This is a genomic window from Pseudoduganella sp. RAF19, from assembly GCF_052114165.1.
Classification (GTDB): domain Bacteria; phylum Pseudomonadota; class Gammaproteobacteria; order Burkholderiales; family Burkholderiaceae_D; genus Rugamonas.
This window is the reverse complement of record NZ_JBFREF010000009.1, coordinates 290,988-306,085: the sequence shown is the minus strand read 5'-3', so window position 1 is coordinate 306,085 and position 15,098 is coordinate 290,988. Positions and strand designations below refer to the sequence as shown.

The following is a 15,098-nucleotide window of genomic DNA, read 5'->3' as shown; positions in this document are numbered from 1 at the left end:
TTAATATCCTTTCGTACGCGGCGAATTAAGCAGCAATCGCTTGAGTTTCCGCTTCAATCGCGGCGTTATCGGCCATTTCCACCAGGGCGCGCTTGTACTCGCTCGGGAACACTTTGACGAACTTGCCACGGCTCTCGGCCCAGTTGTCCAGCAACAGGCGGGCGCGGGTGCTGCCCGTGTGCTTGAAGTGGCGCTCGATCAGGCGCTTCAGGATGGTTTCGTCCGCCTCGGCTTCGCCGTTGCGGTGCTGGCTGTGCCAGGTCGACTTGTCGACCGCCTGCTCGGAGGCCGGCAGCACCGCTTCCAGGCTGACCATGGACATATTGCATTTGCGGTTGAAATCGCCGTCCGGGTCATACACGTAGGCGATACCACCCGACATGCCCGCCGCGAAGTTGCGGCCGGTGGCGCCCAGCACGACCACGGTACCGCCGGTCATGTATTCGCAGCCGTGATCGCCCAGGCCTTCCACCACTGCGGTGGCGCCGGAGTTACGCACAGCGAAGCGCTCGCCTGCCACGCCGTTGAAGAAAGCTTCACCGGAAATCGCGCCATACATCACGGTGTTGCCGATGATGATGTTGTTGACTGCCCAGCCGCGGAACTCGGTGTTCGGACGCACAATGATGCGGCCGCCCGACAGGCCCTTGCCCACGTAGTCGTTGCCCTCGCCCACCAGGTCCAGGGTGATGCCCTGTGCCAGGAAGGCGCCTGCCGACTGGCCGGCCGTGCCTTGCAGCTGGATGTGGATGGTGTCGTCCGGCAGGCCGGCGTGGCCGTAGCGCTTCGCCACTTCACCGGACAGCATGGTGCCCACGGTGCGGTTGACGTTGCGTACCGGCGAGATGAAGGACACGCGTTCGCCCTTTTCCAGCGCCGCTTTGGCTTGCGCGATCAGCTTGTGGTCCAGTGCCTTGTCCAGGCCGTGGTCCTGTTCCTCGTTGTGGTAGATGGCCAGGCCAGCGTCCACTTTCGGCAGATAGAAGATATTGCTGAAGTCCAGACCTTGGGCCTTCCAGTGGCCGATGGCTTTCGACTTGTCCAGCAGGTCGGCGCGGCCAATCAGCTCGTCGAAGGTACGGATACCCAGCTGAGCCATGATCTGGCGCGCTTCTTCCGCAACGAAGAAGAAGTAGTTCACCACGTGCTCAGGCTTGCCCTGGAACTTGGCGCGCAGCACCGGGTCCTGGGTCGCGACGCCCACCGGGCAGGTGTTCAGGTGGCACTTGCGCATCATGATGCAGCCTTCGACCACCAGCGGCGCGGTGGCGAAACCGACTTCGTCAGCACCCAGCAGGGCGGCAATCACCACGTCGCGGCCGGTACGCATCTGGCCGTCGGCCTGCACACGGACGCGGCCACGCAGACCGTTCAGCACCAGGGTCTGCTGGGTTTCAGCCAGGCCCAGCTCCCACGGTGTACCAGCGTGCTTGATCGAGGACAGCGGCGAAGCGCCCGTGCCGCCGTCATGGCCGGCCACCACGATGTGGTCGGCTTTCGCTTTCGACACACCCGCAGCCACGGTACCGATACCCACTTCCGACACCAGCTTGACCGAGATCGAAGCGCGCGGATTCACGTTCTTCAGATCGTGGATCAGCTGCGCCAGGTCTTCGATCGAGTAAATATCGTGGTGCGGCGGCGGCGAGATCAGACCCACGCCCGGTACCGAGAAGCGCAGCTGCGCAATGTACTCGGACACCTTGTGGCCCGGCAGCTGGCCGCCTTCACCCGGCTTGGCGCCCTGCGCCATCTTGATCTGGATCTGGTCCGCAGAGTTCAGGTATTCCGCCGTCACGCCAAAGCGGCCGGAAGCGACCTGCTTGATGCGCGAACGCAGCGAATCTCCTTCCTGCAGCGGAATGTCGACCATGACTTGTTCCTTGCCCAGCACGGTGGACATGGAAGAGCCGACCTTGATCGGGATGCCCTTCAGTTCGTTCGAGTAGCGCACCGGATCTTCGCCGCCTTCGCCCGTGTTCGACTTGCCGCCGATACGGTTCATGGCGATCGCCAGCGTGGCGTGGGCTTCGGTCGAGATCGAACCCAGCGACATGGCGCCGGTAGCGAAACGCTTGACGATTTCCTTGGCCGGTTCCACTTCATCCAGCGGAATCGCCTTGGTGGGATCGATCTTGAACTCGAACAGGCCGCGCAGGGTCAGGTGGCGCTTGGTCTGGTCGTTGATCAGCTGTGCGTACTCTTTATAGGTCGAGTAGTTGTTGGAACGGGTCGAATGCTGCAGCTTGGCGATCGCGTCCGGTGTCCACAGGTGGTCTTCGCCGCGCACGCGGTAGGCGTATTCGCCGCCCGCATCCAGCTGGTCGGCCAGCACCGGATCGAGGCCGAAGGCCTGGTTGTGCAGGCGCAGGCCTTCCTCAGCCACTTCGAACAGGCCAATGCCTTCCACATTGGAAGCGGTGCCGCGGAAGTATTTATCGACCAGCGACTTGTTCAGGCCCACGGCTTCGAAGATTTGCGCGCCGCAGTAGGACATATAGGTCGAGATGCCCATCTTGGACATCACCTTCAGCAGACCTTTGCCGATGGCCTTGGTGTAGTTGTAGATCGCCTGTTCCGGCGACAGATCGCCCGGCATGCCGTGCGCCAGTTCGGCCAGGGTTTCCATGGCCAGATATGGGTGGACAGCTTCCGCGCCGTAGCCAGCCAGCAGGGCGAAGTGGTGGGTTTCGCGGGCCGAGCCGGTTTCCACCACCAGGCCGGTGGAGGCACGCAGGCCTTTGCTCACCAGGTGCTGGTGGATGGTGGAAGTTGCCAGCAGGGCCGGAATCGCCACGCGGTCGGCGCCGATCGAGCGGTCGGAGACTATCAGGATGTTGTGGCCGGATTTCACCGCGTCCACAGCTTCCGCGCACAGCGAAGCCAGCGACGCTTCCACGCCTTCCTTGCCCCAGGCGTGCGGATAGCAGATGCTCAGCTCGTAAGACTTGAACTTGCCGCCGGTCACCTGGCTGACATTGCGCAGGCGCGCCATATCGTCGAAGCCCAGCACCGGCTGCGCCACTTCCAGACGCATCGGCGGATTGACGTTGTTGGTATCCAGCAGGTTCGGCTTGGGACCGATGAAGGACACCAGCGACATCACCATCGCTTCGCGGATCGGGTCGATCGGCGGGTTGGTCACCTGGGCGAACAGCTGCTTGAAGTAGTGGTACAGCGGCTTCAGCTTGTTGGACATGACGGCGAGCGGCGAGTCATTGCCCATCGAACCTACGGCTTCTTCGCCGTTGGCGGCCATCGGCGCCAGCAGGAAGCGCAGGTCTTCCTGGGTGTAGCCGAAAGCTTGCTGGCGGTCCAGCAGGGATGCGACCTGCTTCTCGCCGTTGGCCGGGCCGTACTTGGCCACATTGTGCGGCAGCTGGGATTCGCTCAGCTTCAGCTCGCCCAGCTTGATGCGCACGGCATTGATCCATGCCTTGTACGGCTTGGCGTTGGCGTAGGTGTCTTTCAGTTCCTTGTCGTCGATGATGCGGCCGGCTTCCAGATCGATCAGGAACATTTTGCCCGGCTGCAGACGCCACTTCTGGATGATCTTGGATTCCGGAATCGGCAGCACGCCGGATTCGGACGCCATCACCACCAGGTCGTCATCGGTCACGATGTAGCGCGCAGGGCGCAGGCCGTTACGGTCCAGGGTACCGCCGATGTAGCGGCCGTCGGTGAAGGCCATGGCGGCCGGGCCGTCCCATGGTTCCATCATCGATGCGTAGTATTCGTAGAAGGCCTTGCGGTTGTCATCCATCAGCGTGTGGTTTTCCCACGCTTCCGGAATCATCATCATCATGGCCTGGGCCAGCGGGTAGCCTGCCATCAGCAGCAGTTCCAGCGCGTTGTCGAAGCAGGCGGTGTCGGACTGGCCTTCGTAAATCAGCGGGAACAGCTTCTGCAGGTCGTCGCCCAGCACGGCGGACTTCATCACGCCTTCGCGGGCGCGCATCCAGTTGAAGTTGCCCTTCACGGTGTTGATCTCGCCGTTGTGTGCGATCAGGCGGTATGGGTGGGCCAGCGGCCATTCAGGGAAGGTATTGGTCGAGAAACGCTGGTGCACCAGCGCCAGCGCCGAGATGCAGCGCGGGTCCTGCAGGTCGCGGTAGTACACGCCCACCTGGTCGGCCAGCAGCAGGCCCTTGTACACCACGGTACGGGCGGACATGGATGGCACGAAGAATTCTTTGCCGTGCAGCAGCTTCAGCGCCTGGATCGCGTGGCCGGACGATTTGCGGATCACGTACAGCTTACGTTCCAGTGCATCGGTCACCATGATGTCCGCACCGCGGCCAATGAAGATCTGGCGGATGACCGGCTCTTTTTCGCGGACGCGCGGCGACATCGGCATTTCGCAGTCGACCGGCACATTACGCCAGCCCAGCACGACCTGGCCTTCGATGCGGACGGCACGCTCGATTTCCTGTTCGCAAGCGATGCGGGAGGCGTTTTCCTTCGGCAGGAAGACCATGCCTACGCCATATTCGCCCGGCGGAGGCAGTTCGACGCCCTGCTTGGCCATTTCATCGCGGTAGAACTGGTCCGGAATCTGAATCAGGATGCCGGCGCCGTCGCCCATCAGCTTGTCGGCGCCGACTGCGCCCCTGTGGTCGAGGTTCTTCAGGATCAGCAGACCCTGTTCAATGATCGAGTGGCTCTTGTTGCCCTTGATGTGGGCCACGAAACCAACGCCACAAGCATCGTGTTCGTTGGCTGGGTCGTACAAACCTTGCGCTTCCATGCAGTTCTCCGCTGATTTTTTAATCACGAAAAACCAGAGTAGTGCAATGCACAAAAAAACTCAACAGAAACAATTAGGGTCGGAGTCGAATTAATTCTGCTTCAGTCGCTCAAAAAATTAATTAGGGACATAGTCACTGAAAACCCACGGCGAAGACCTGCTGGCAGGCACATCGTGCCTGCCACCCGCTTTACGCCTCAGGTTTTGATTTGAATGGACGGCCCCGTTTGGCCGGGAGCACCTGGCGTTTCATGCGGTGCTGCAGCTCAGCCTTGTACTTGTCCGAGCCCAGCGGCCAGCCCCTGAGCACGGCCGCCTCGATAGCTTTCGTCTCGTTGCTGCCCAGTCCCCGATTGGCCAGCTCGATATAGGCCGCCTCACGCTGGAATGGCGTGTTGCCCAGCGCCCAGTACAGCGGATGGTCGGTCACCGCCCCGTCCGGCTTCAGGCCTGCGTGGTGCGGATAACTGGACCAGGGGTAATGTTCCGGCCCGCCAGCCAGCCCAAGGCGCACGGCGGCGAATTCGATGTAGCGACTGCAGGACAACAAATAATTCTCGGCGTCCACGACAGAAGTCTTGTAGCGCCCTTGCCACAGGGTGCCGGCGCGGGAGTATTTCTGATTAAAGAAGGGGACGTAATAGCGGCCGATCCACTGCATCATGGCGCCCAAACCTTCCTCGTCGGATGGGGTGACGAGCAGGTGCAGCTCGTTCGGCAACAGCGTGTAGGCATGGACGGCCACCTTGTACTGGCGCGCGGCAGTGCGCATCCAGCCCAGGAAGGCTTCGAAATCGTCGGCATCGCAGAACACGGCCTGGCCATTCAGGCCGCGCTGGATGAGGTAGTGAGGCTGATTGGGGACGATGAGGCGGGGAAGGCGGGCCATAAACAAAAACAGGGCAAAATGGAAAGTTCCATTTTACCCTGTCCCCATTTAATTTCAGCCACGCGAATTGGCGATCGGCTTTGTCCCTATTTTCCCTTATCAGGAAAGATTGAAGCTGGCGGACAGGCTATAGCCCTCGCCGTAGGCGCTGCGCAGTGGCAGATCCTGGCCCAGGCCGCTGCGCGCCTTCTTGCGCAGGCGGTAGACCAGCATGTCCACGCGGCGTCCCGCATCCGGATCATCGCCGCCAATGCCCGCCACGATCACCTGGCGCGGCACCGGACGGGTATTAATGGTCAGCAAGTGCAGGAAATTGCACTCTTTCTCGGTCAGGGTGATGGCCTGGCCCTGCAGCTCCAGCTGGCGGGCGGCAACCTTCAGCGTCCACTTGCTGGGCACAGGAATCGCTTCCTGCGGGCCAACGCGACGGTTCAGCGCCTCGATATGGGCGGCCAGCTCGGGGAACTTGATCGGCTTGGTCAGATAATGGTCGGCGCCCAGGCGCAGGCCGAGAATGCGGCTGTCGAAGGCGACGCGGCCGGTCAATACCAGCAAGCCAATCTGCGGGTAGAGCTGGCGCATGCGCGGGATGACGTCAAAGCCATCCTCATCCGGCAAGCCGAGGTCGAGAATAACAACGCCGATGGTGCCCTGAGCCAGAGCGGACCACATTTCCTGGGCGTTGTTGGTGGATTGGACCCCGTGACCGAGCTCGGTCAGGAATTCCGCCATTTCCTCGGCGTATTCCAGGTTGTCTTCCACAATCAGTATTTGCGTCATTGATGCGCCATTGTTCAGTTAACAGCTCGCCGGATTCTGGGGCTTGCGTTAAAGAATTATCACGGGTGATTAACCACAGCGCAAGACTTATGCAGCGATCGGCAGCCAAATCCGAAATTTCTTGCCGCTTTCAGGCAAATTTTCCACTGACAGCGTGCCGCCGTGAACCTCCACCACCGCTTTTGCCATATACAAACCGAGTCCGGAGCCCGGTTGGCTGGCTGCTGCGCGGCCGCGGAATCCCTTTTCGAAAAGCCTGTTGAGCTCGTCTTCCGGGATGGGCGCGCCGTAGTCCGTTACCTGAAACTCTACGCCCCCTTCTGCCGCCTTGCTAGCCTTTAATTCTATAGCAATATTGTCTTTAGTGTATTTAATGGCGTTATCGAGGAGGATATCAAGACAAAGCCGCATTCCTTGGGGGTCGCAACGTAGCCATTGAGGCATGTTTAACGCTTGCACCGTGATAGCCTGACGCCGCGAGCGGGCCGCTTCCGCCGCCGTTTCCAGCAGCGCTTCGGGCGAAATCTCATCCGCCTGCCGCTTGCGGCCAATGCTGGCCAGGCGTTCCGGGGACAGATATTCGTTGATCAGCTCCAGCAGACGGTCCACGGCAGTCTGGATCTTGCGATAGCGTTTCTTGGTGGCCTCATCCGCATTGCCCGACGTCATTTCCAGGCGCTGGATCGCCCCGTCGATGGTCGACAGCGGCGTGCGGAACTCATGCGACACCATGGACGCAAACTTCTTCTGTTGTTTTTCGCGCTCGGCACGTTCGCGCACATCGCGCACCGTGCCCACCAAGCGGATCGCGCCGCTGCCCACATCCGGCACCAGGGTCGATTCGATCTCGACCGGAATCATGACACCGTCGCGGCCTTCAAACTCGGCCTCGCGCGTGCGGTGGCGCTGGGTGCTGTCGCCCGAAGTGAAGGCTTCCAACCGCGCCGGCAGCTCGGACAGCAGCTGGGAGGCAACTTGCTGCGCGCGCTCCGGGTTGAAGCCGAAAACACGCTCGGCGGCAGGGCTGACGTACATCAGCTTGCCACTGTCGCAATCCAGCATCCAGTGTACATCGCTGCTATTGTCGAGAATCTGGCGGTAGTGTTCGGCGCTTAGCATATCAATCCTGCAGTGGGGCAAAGATCTGTTGCAAGTCTTCCTGGGTCAGTGCCATCTTCTGCGATTCGCCTTCGGCCAGCACGGATTGGGCCAGATCGGACTTCTTCTGTTGCAGGATCTGGATTTTCTCTTCCAGCGTGCCCTTGGCAATCAGCTTGTAGACGAACACCGGCTTGTCCTGACCAATTCGCCAGGCGCGGTCGGTGGCCTGGTTCTCGGCCGCCGGGTTCCACCATGGATCGTAGTGGATCACGGTATCGGCCGCGGTCAGGTTCAGGCCGACGCCGCCCGCCTTCAGCGAGATCAGGAAGATCGGCACGGCGCCCTGCTGGAAGGCGGCCACCTGGGCGCCGCGGTCGCGCGTTTCGCCGGTCAGGATGGCGTACGGGATATCGCGCGCTTCCAGCTCTTCCTCGATCAGCTCCAGCATGGAGGTGAACTGGGAGAACACCAGGATCTTGCGTTTTTCTTCCAGCAGGTCTTCCACCATCTGCATCAGGTCGATCAGCTTGGCCGAGCCGGTGGACATGGCCTTCTTGGTCGATTTCACCAGACGCGGATCGCAGCAGACCTGGCGCAGCTTGAGCAGCGCTTCCAGAATCACGATCTGGCTGCGCGCCACGCCCTTTCGGTCGATCTCCTCCCGCACCTTCTGATCCATCGCCAGGCGCACGGTTTCGTACAGATCGCGCTGGGCGCCCGACAGTTCCACCTTGCGCACCATTTCCGTCTTCGGCGGCAGCTCTTTCGCCACGCTGTCCTTGGTACGGCGCAGCAGGAAAGGCTTGATGCGGCGATTCAGCAGCGTGCGGCGCTGCGGATCGTCCTGACGTTCGATCGGATGGCGGAACTGGCTGTTGAAGTTCTTCTCATCGCCCAGCAGGCCGGGCAGCAGGAAGTGGAACTGCGACCACAGCTCGCCCAGGTGGTTTTCCAGCGGCGTGCCGGACAGACACAGGCGATGCTTGGCCTTCAGCAGGCCGGCGCTCTGGGCCGCCTTGGAGCGGGTGTTCTTGATGTAGTGCGACTCGTCCAGGATCACCAAATGGAAGTCGTGCTCGCGCAGTTTTTCCTCGTCGCGCGGCAGCAGGGCGTAGGTGGTCAGCACCAGATCCGATTTCGGAATTTCATCGAACAGCTCAGCGCGGTCCTTACCTTGCAGCAGCAGCACCTTCAGGCCGGGTGCGAAGCGGGCGGCTTCGTCCTGCCAGTTGTTCATCAGGCTGGTCGGCGCGATGACGAGAGCGGGATGGTTCAGGCGGCCTGCCTCTTTTTCGACCAGGATGTGGGCCAGTGTCTGCACGGTCTTGCCCAGGCCCATATCGTCGGCCAGGATGCCGGCGAAGCCGTATTCGCGCAGGAACTGCATCCAGGACAGACCATCGGTCTGGTAATCGCGCAGCGTGGCCTGCAAGCCAGCAGGAGTGGGCACTCGCTTCACCGACGAGAACTGATTCAGCCGGCGCCCCATTTCGCGCAGCTCTTCGCCGCCGGTCCAGTGGAAATCGACATTGCGCGCCAGCTCATCCAGGCGCGCCGCGTCCAGCGAGGACATGCGTACCGAGTGGCGGATTTTCTCGCTGAAGTAGAGTTCGCCAATGGTGGCCAGGATCGGACGCACACGGTTCCATGGCAGGGCGACGCGGGTGCCATCCGGCAGGGCAGCCAGCATACGGTCTTCCTCGCCGTGCACCGCCAGCGCCTTCTGGTTGAAGTCGTTGGGGAAGGCGCGGATCATCTGCACCAGCACCGGCAGCAGCGGCACGCGCTCGCCATTGACGGTAATGCCCAGTTCCAGTTCGAACCAGGCGTTGCCGCCTTCCTTCTCTTCCTCGATTTCGGCGTACCAGTCGTCCACCGTGGTGACGTCGTAGCGGTACTTGGGCGATTTCTCAATTTGCCAGCCGGCGGCGACCAGTTCTTCGATGCCGGACTCGGCAAAGCGAATCCAGTCGGCCTGGCTGGCCAGCAGCAGGCCGCCGCGCACGCTGGACAGGGGCAGTGCGGTCGGCTTGCGGAAGCCCAGATTGGTCAGGGTTTCCAGCGCGGCCGCTTCGGCTTCCTCATTGCGCTGGATGATTTCGGTCACTTCGCCACGCTGGCGTACCACGCGCTGCGACGGGTCGAAGGACACGCGCTCGCCATCGTAGTCATAGGACAGCACGGCGTAATCGTTCCAGCGCTGCAGGCTGCCTTCGGCCAGCTGGGCCGAATCCAGCGCCAGGATCGGACGCGGCTTGACGTCGGTGCGCAGGCGCTGCGGCAGCGGCTGCGGCAGCGGCATCAGCTGCTGCAAGCCGTGGGCCAGCAGCAATTGCGACACGCGCATTTTGTCGTTTGGCATCAACAGTGGCGCCTGCGCAACAAGCGCCTGCAAATCGGCCAGCGGAATCGTGGTGCCGCCCTGGTTCAGGTTCAGCACGCCGCAGGACAAGTTGTCGATATACCACGGCGGATCGGTCGGCAGCATGTAATCGATCTGGTCGGCCGAATGCGGCGACGCTTCGGGCGAGGTATCCACCTTCCAGCCCAGGCGCAGGCCCTTGCCTTCTTCGCGCCAGGCCAGGCTGGCGACGCGGCTGTCGCCGGCTTTCATCGGATACACCAGGCCGTTTCCTACGTCCGACCAGGAATTTGCCCACAACAGTTTGTCTTGTTCAGACAACATTTGCAGCAGGGCGGCGCCAATTTTGCCGCGCGGTTCGGTAGCGCTCCCGGTCTGGGAATTAGGTCCGCTGCGCATAGCAACAAAGAAGCGAATCAGGTCGTCATCGCCGGGCACCAGGAAGCTGGGCGGGGTGGACAGCAGGGAAAACACCTCGCTCACCGGGCTGGCCGCGGCCACGTCGCCGTTCGGCTTCAGACGCGCCTTGTACAGGCAAAGCGCTACATGGCGGCCGCCGCTGGTCGGCGCCAGCACGTAAATCAGACGGTAATTGGTCTGTTTCGGGTCCGCCTCAATGGGCGCCAGCTTGGGTTTCGGGTGCGCGGCGGAATCTACCCGCTGTAGCCATGTGGCAACAGCATAGGGTAGCTGTCCCGGCGGAGGAGGCGGGACAGGGGTTGGAGCTGCAGGAGCTTCGCGGGCTTCGTCGCGGGTTAAATCCATTGGGCGCATTGATGTTTTTAACGGTTCAAAAACGGCAACATACAATATTATCCGTCATCGACCATCCTGTGTTTGTGAAACTTCTAACGCTGTGCGGGCATTGACCAGTCTCCCCAAGGATGGCGTATGATTCCATGGTTAACTGTTTGGAATCCCTCATGCTGCCTCCCATCGAACAAAGACTCGCCCTTGAACTGGCTGCCAAGCCGATTCAGGTAGCCGCTGCCATCGCCCTGCTGGACGAAGGCGCCACCGTCCCTTTCATCGCCCGTTACCGTAAGGAAGCGACCGGCGGACTGGACGACATCCAGTTGCGTTTGCTGGAAGAGCGTCTGCGCTATCTGCGCGAACTGGAAGACCGCCGGACTGCCATCGTGGCTTCGATCACCGAACAGGGCAAGATGACGGATGAGCTGCTAGATGCCGTCATGCACGCAGAAGACAAGACCCGTCTGGAAGATTTGTACCTGCCGTACAAGCCCAAACGCCGCACCAAAGCCCAGATCGCGATCGAAGCGGGCCTGGCGCCGCTGGCCGAATCCCTGCTGGCCGACCCGTCCACCAATCCGGACGAGGAAGCCGCCAAATACCTGCGCGAAGCTTTCGAAACCGCCGACGGCAAGAACCCGGGCGTGGCCGATGCCAAAGCCGCGCTCGACGGCGCCCGCCAGATCCTGATGGAACGTTTCTCCGAAGACGCCACCCTGCTGCAATCCTTGCGCGAATATGTACAAGATCATGGCGTAGTGGAGTCGAAAGTAGTTGAAGGAAAACAAGAAGAAGGCGAAAAGTTCGCCGATTACTTCGATTATTCCGAGCCGCTGTCGGCCATTCCTTCGCACCGCGCCCTGGCGCTGATGCGCGGCCGGCGCGAAGGCATGCTGGATGTGATCCTGCGCCTGGACACCGAAGAGGAAAAACCAAAGTGGGACGCACCCCATAATCCTTGCGAAAGCCGCATCGCCGCCCGCTTCGGCATCAAGCACGCCAACCGTCCGGCCGACAAATGGCTGGCCGACACCGTGCGCTGGACCTGGCGCGTGAAGTCCTTCATGCACCTGGAAACCGAACTGATGGGCGCGCTGCGCGAAAAATCCGAGCTGGAGGCAATCAATGTCTTTGCCACCAACCTGAAAGCCCTGCTGCTGGCGGCGCCGGCCGGCCAGCGCGCCACCATGGGCCTGGACCCGGGCCTGCGCACCGGCGTGAAGGTGGCGGTGGTCGATTCCACCGGCAAGGTTGTGGATACTGCCACCATTTATCCACACCAGCCGCGCAATGACTGGCACGGTGCACTGCACACCTTGTCGCAGCTGGCGGCCAAGCACAATGTGTCCCTGATTTCGATCGGCAACGGCACCGCTTCCCGCGAAACGGACAAGCTGGCGGCTGACCTGATCAAGCAGAATGCAGAACTGAAGCTGACCAAGATCGTGGTGTCCGAGGCGGGCGCTTCGGTGTACTCGGCGTCCGAATACGCTTCGAAAGAGTTGCCGGAGCTGGACGTGTCCTTGCGCGGTGCGGTGTCGATTGCCCGCCGCCTGCAGGACCCGCTGGCCGAGCTGGTGAAGATCGATCCGAAATCCATCGGCGTGGGCCAGTACCAGCACGACGTTTCGCAAACCCAGCTGGCGCGCACCCTGGACGCCGTGGTCGAGGATTGCGTGAACGCCGTGGGCGTGGACGTGAATACGGCTTCGGCGCCGCTGCTGGCGCGCGTGTCCGGCCTGTCGTCGAGCGTGGCGCAGAGCATCGTGTCCTACCGCGACCTGAAGGGCGCTTTCGCCTCGCGTGCCGCGCTGGAGAGCGTGCCGCGCCTGGGCGACAAGACCTTTGAGCAAGCGGCGGGCTTCCTGCGCATCAATGGCAGCGAGAATCCGCTGGATGCGTCGGCCGTGCACCCGGAATCGTATCCGGTGGTCGAGAAGATCCTGGCCGATATCAAGAAGGACATCAAGGGCGTGATCGGCGACGGCAAGCTGCTGAAATCGCTGTCCCCGGCCAAGTACGCCGACGAGCAGTTCGGTGTGCCAACCGTGACCGACATCATCAAGGAACTGGAAAAGCCGGGCCGCGATCCGCGTCCGGAATTCACCACCGCCACCTTCAAGGAAGGCGTGGAGGAAATTTCCGACCTGCGTCCGGACATGATCCTGGAAGGCGTGGTGACCAATGTGGCCGCGTTTGGCGCCTTCGTGGACATCGGCGTGCATCAGGACGGCCTGGTGCACATCTCCGCACTGTCGAATACGTTTGTTAAAGACCCGCACACGGTGGTGAAAGCCGGCCAGGTGGTCAAGGTCAAGGTGCTGGAAGTGGACGTGAAGCGCAAGCGCATTGCACTGACCATGCGCCTCACGGACAGCGCACCGGCGGCCGGTTCGCGTCCCGAGCAGCGCAGTGACCGCAACGACCGCCGCGCCATGGGCCAGCAGCAGAAGCAGCAGTCGCGCGAGCCGGCCGTGCAGGGCTCGATGGCAGCCGCCTTCGCCAAGCTGCGCGGCTAAGCAAACTCGGCGGATCGATGATCCGCCCTACGCCTCGGCGCTGACCAAAACCAGGGACGTAAAACAGGTGGCTGCCACGATGTGGCAGCCACCAGGGTTGCGCCGCGGGTTTTAAAGAAGGCCGCCGACCCCGCCACCGGAATCCTTGTAAAATGGCGGCATCTGAACATTTTTTCCCTAGAGGCAGTATATGAGCGACGTGCAAAACTGGATCAAAGACACCGTGACGAACACCCCTGTGGTGCTGTTCATGAAGGGCACCGCCCAGTTCCCGCAGTGCGGTTTCTCCGGCCGTGCTATCCAGATTCTGAAAGCCTGCGGCGTTGAAAACATCGCCACCGTGAACGTGCTGGACGACGCGGAAGTGCGCCAGGGCATCAAGGAATATTCGAACTGGCCAACCATCCCTCAGCTGTACGTGAAGGGCGAGTTCATCGGTGGTTCGGACATCATGTCCGAAATGTATGAGTCCGGCGAACTGAAAGCCCTGCTGGACGGCAGCAAGTAATGACCCGCCTGGTCGTCGCCATCACAGGTGCCACGGGCGCCGTGTATGGCGTACGGCTGCTGCAGCATCTGCGCCAGATCGATGGCGTAGAAACCCACCTGATTGTCTCCGATGCCGCGGTGCTCACACTGCACCAGGAAACGGGCATGGCGCGCCGCGAAGTCGAGGCGCTGGCCCATGTCGTCCACAAACAGGACAATATCGGCGCCAGCATCGCCAGTGGCTCTTTCCAGACCGATGGCATGGTGGTCGCGCCCTGCTCGATGAAAACCCTGGCTTCCGTGGCCCATGGGCTGTCGGACAACCTCATCGCGCGCGCTGCCGATGTCACATTGAAAGAGCGCCGCCGCCTGGTGCTGATGGTGCGCGAAACGCCCTTCAATCTGGCCCACTTGCGCAATATGACGGCCGTGACCGAGATGGGCGGCGTCATTTTCCCGCCCCTGCCAAGCTTCTACCACCAGCCAAAGTCCATCGACGAGATGGTGGACCACACCGTCGCCCGCGTGATCGACCTGTTTGGCATCCGCCACGATCTGGCGCCACGCTGGAACGGGCTGAAACCCTGAAGCCATGCGCCTTTCCCGGCGCCGGGAATGAGCTCGCAGATAAAGTGGTATTGTCGCTCGCCGCGGCTGCGGACGTGCGCAAGGGCGCACCGGAAGGGTTTTCCGGGCCCTGAGGAGGGTGCACAGCGGCACTGCACGGGCTTGAAAAACTGCTCTGACCACTGATCCGGATAAGTGGAACCCGGATCGCGTTTCGATGGCTTTCGCCAACGCTCCAATCGTGCCGGAGCGGTCGGCAAATGTTACTTTTGGTAGTTTACGCGGACAAGCATCCGAATAAATTCGCGCGCAATCTGACGGTGATGCTCATCCAGGCGTTGCAAATCGGCGATCAGCTTGACGTCTGCCGACTCGAAGCGGTTGCCGTTCGCACCGTTCGTTTCACCGTTATGGTGAGCTGCTTCGGGGCCGCCAAAACGCAGCCATTCGGCAGGAACGCCGAGCCACTGCGCAATCATGCGCAGCTTCTCCTGGGTGGGAATCGCCTCTCCTACCAGCCATTTCCGGGCGGCGTGGACGGTAATCGGCCTCCCCTCGAAACGGATGTTAAACTCCCTTGCCAACCTGGTAGGGCTATCAGGGGAGTAGTGGGCGTTTTTCAAAGCCTGCTGAAGTCGCTGGCTAAAACTTTCGCGTTCATTAGAAGAATTCATAGTTGCACTATTTCATGTCATGACATGAATGTCAGTCTCTACAGTGATCTGACCAATTGTGACAAACCCGAATTATTATAATTAACAATTGACTCAGCGCGTGACTCTGTTCAGGCTCCCGTGCGTCCGAATCAAATTTTGCGAAAGCTTCTTTTAATAGCACAATAAACTTGCAATATAGCAACCAATTATGCTGTCATCGCGGAAATATTCGATT

At 61.3% G+C, this 15,098-nt stretch carries 9 protein-coding genes; 3 read left to right on the top strand and 6 right to left on the bottom strand.

Annotated features, from left to right (window positions below):
• Positions 1–25: 25 nt before the first annotated feature.
• From AB4Z19_RS23985 to AB4Z19_RS23965, 5 genes are all read right to left on the bottom strand, one after another.
• Entirely contained in the window at positions 26–4,747 is a 4,722-nt protein-coding gene (locus AB4Z19_RS23985) for a glutamate synthase-related protein (RefSeq protein WP_442026275.1), read from the bottom strand.
• Positions 4,748–4,937: 190 nt separating this feature from the next.
• Positions 4,938–5,636, bottom strand: coding sequence for a transposase (locus AB4Z19_RS23980; RefSeq protein WP_442026276.1), 699 nt, complete (start codon positions 5,634–5,636; stop codon positions 4,938–4,940).
• A gap of 99 nt (positions 5,637–5,735) precedes the next feature.
• Positions 5,736–6,416 (bottom strand): response regulator transcription factor, encoded by a 681-nt coding sequence (locus AB4Z19_RS23975; RefSeq protein WP_395404257.1) that lies wholly within the window; start codon positions 6,414–6,416, stop codon positions 5,736–5,738.
• 87 nt (positions 6,417–6,503) lie between these two features.
• The gene (locus tag AB4Z19_RS23970; RefSeq protein ID WP_442036231.1) at positions 6,504–7,535 is read right to left on the bottom strand and encodes a PAS domain-containing sensor histidine kinase; all 1,032 of its coding nucleotides are present in this window, start codon (positions 7,533–7,535) and stop codon (positions 6,504–6,506) included.
• A 1-nt stretch (position 7,536) separates the two neighbouring features.
• Complete coding sequence (locus tag AB4Z19_RS23965; RefSeq protein WP_442036229.1) at positions 7,537–10,644, bottom strand: DEAD/DEAH box helicase; 3,108 nt, start codon at positions 10,642–10,644, stop codon at positions 7,537–7,539.
• Positions 10,645–10,802: 158 nt separating this feature from the next.
• Between AB4Z19_RS23965 and AB4Z19_RS23960 the strand changes: the two genes are divergently transcribed.
• The 3 genes from AB4Z19_RS23960 (at position 10,803) to AB4Z19_RS23950 (ending at position 14,228) form a co-directional block, all read left to right on the top strand.
• Positions 10,803–13,151, top strand: coding sequence for a Tex family protein (locus tag AB4Z19_RS23960; protein WP_442036227.1), 2,349 nt, complete (start codon positions 10,803–10,805; stop codon positions 13,149–13,151).
• A 190-nt stretch (positions 13,152–13,341) separates the two neighbouring features.
• Positions 13,342–13,659, top strand: coding sequence for a Grx4 family monothiol glutaredoxin (gene grxD, locus AB4Z19_RS23955; protein ID WP_442036225.1), 318 nt, complete (start codon positions 13,342–13,344; stop codon positions 13,657–13,659).
• A complete protein-coding gene (locus AB4Z19_RS23950; RefSeq protein WP_442036223.1) occupies positions 13,659–14,228 on the top strand; it encodes a UbiX family flavin prenyltransferase in 570 nt (189 codons plus the stop codon). Before grxD ends, AB4Z19_RS23950 begins: the two co-directional genes overlap by 1 nt.
• Positions 14,229–14,470: 242 nt before the next feature.
• Here the strand turns inward: AB4Z19_RS23950 and AB4Z19_RS23945 are convergent, their stop codons facing one another.
• Positions 14,471–14,881 (bottom strand): hypothetical protein, encoded by a 411-nt coding sequence (locus AB4Z19_RS23945; protein WP_442036221.1) that lies wholly within the window; start codon positions 14,879–14,881, stop codon positions 14,471–14,473.
• Positions 14,882–15,098: the final 217 nt, after the last annotated feature.

Excerpts from the sequence above, each read along its gene's own strand:
- AB4Z19_RS23985 (WP_442026275.1), bottom strand. The coding sequence starts at position 4,747 with ATGGAAGCGCAAGGTTTGTACGACCCAGCCAACGAACACGATGCTTGT.
- AB4Z19_RS23980 (WP_442026276.1), bottom strand. The coding sequence starts at position 5,636 with ATGGCCCGCCTTCCCCGCCTCATCGTCCCCAATCAGCCTCACTACCTC.
- AB4Z19_RS23975 (WP_395404257.1), bottom strand. The coding sequence starts at position 6,416 with ATGACGCAAATACTGATTGTGGAAGACAACCTGGAATACGCCGAGGAA.
- AB4Z19_RS23970 (WP_442036231.1), bottom strand. The coding sequence starts at position 7,535 with ATGCTAAGCGCCGAACACTACCGCCAGATTCTCGACAATAGCAGCGAT.
- AB4Z19_RS23965 (WP_442036229.1), bottom strand. The coding sequence starts at position 10,644 with ATGGATTTAACCCGCGACGAAGCCCGCGAAGCTCCTGCAGCTCCAACC.
- AB4Z19_RS23960 (WP_442036227.1), top strand. The coding sequence starts at position 10,803 with ATGCTGCCTCCCATCGAACAAAGACTCGCCCTTGAACTGGCTGCCAAG.
- grxD (WP_442036225.1), top strand. The coding sequence starts at position 13,342 with ATGAGCGACGTGCAAAACTGGATCAAAGACACCGTGACGAACACCCCT.
- AB4Z19_RS23950 (WP_442036223.1), top strand. The coding sequence starts at position 13,659 with ATGACCCGCCTGGTCGTCGCCATCACAGGTGCCACGGGCGCCGTGTAT.
- AB4Z19_RS23945 (WP_442036221.1), bottom strand. The coding sequence starts at position 14,881 with ATGAATTCTTCTAATGAACGCGAAAGTTTTAGCCAGCGACTTCAGCAG.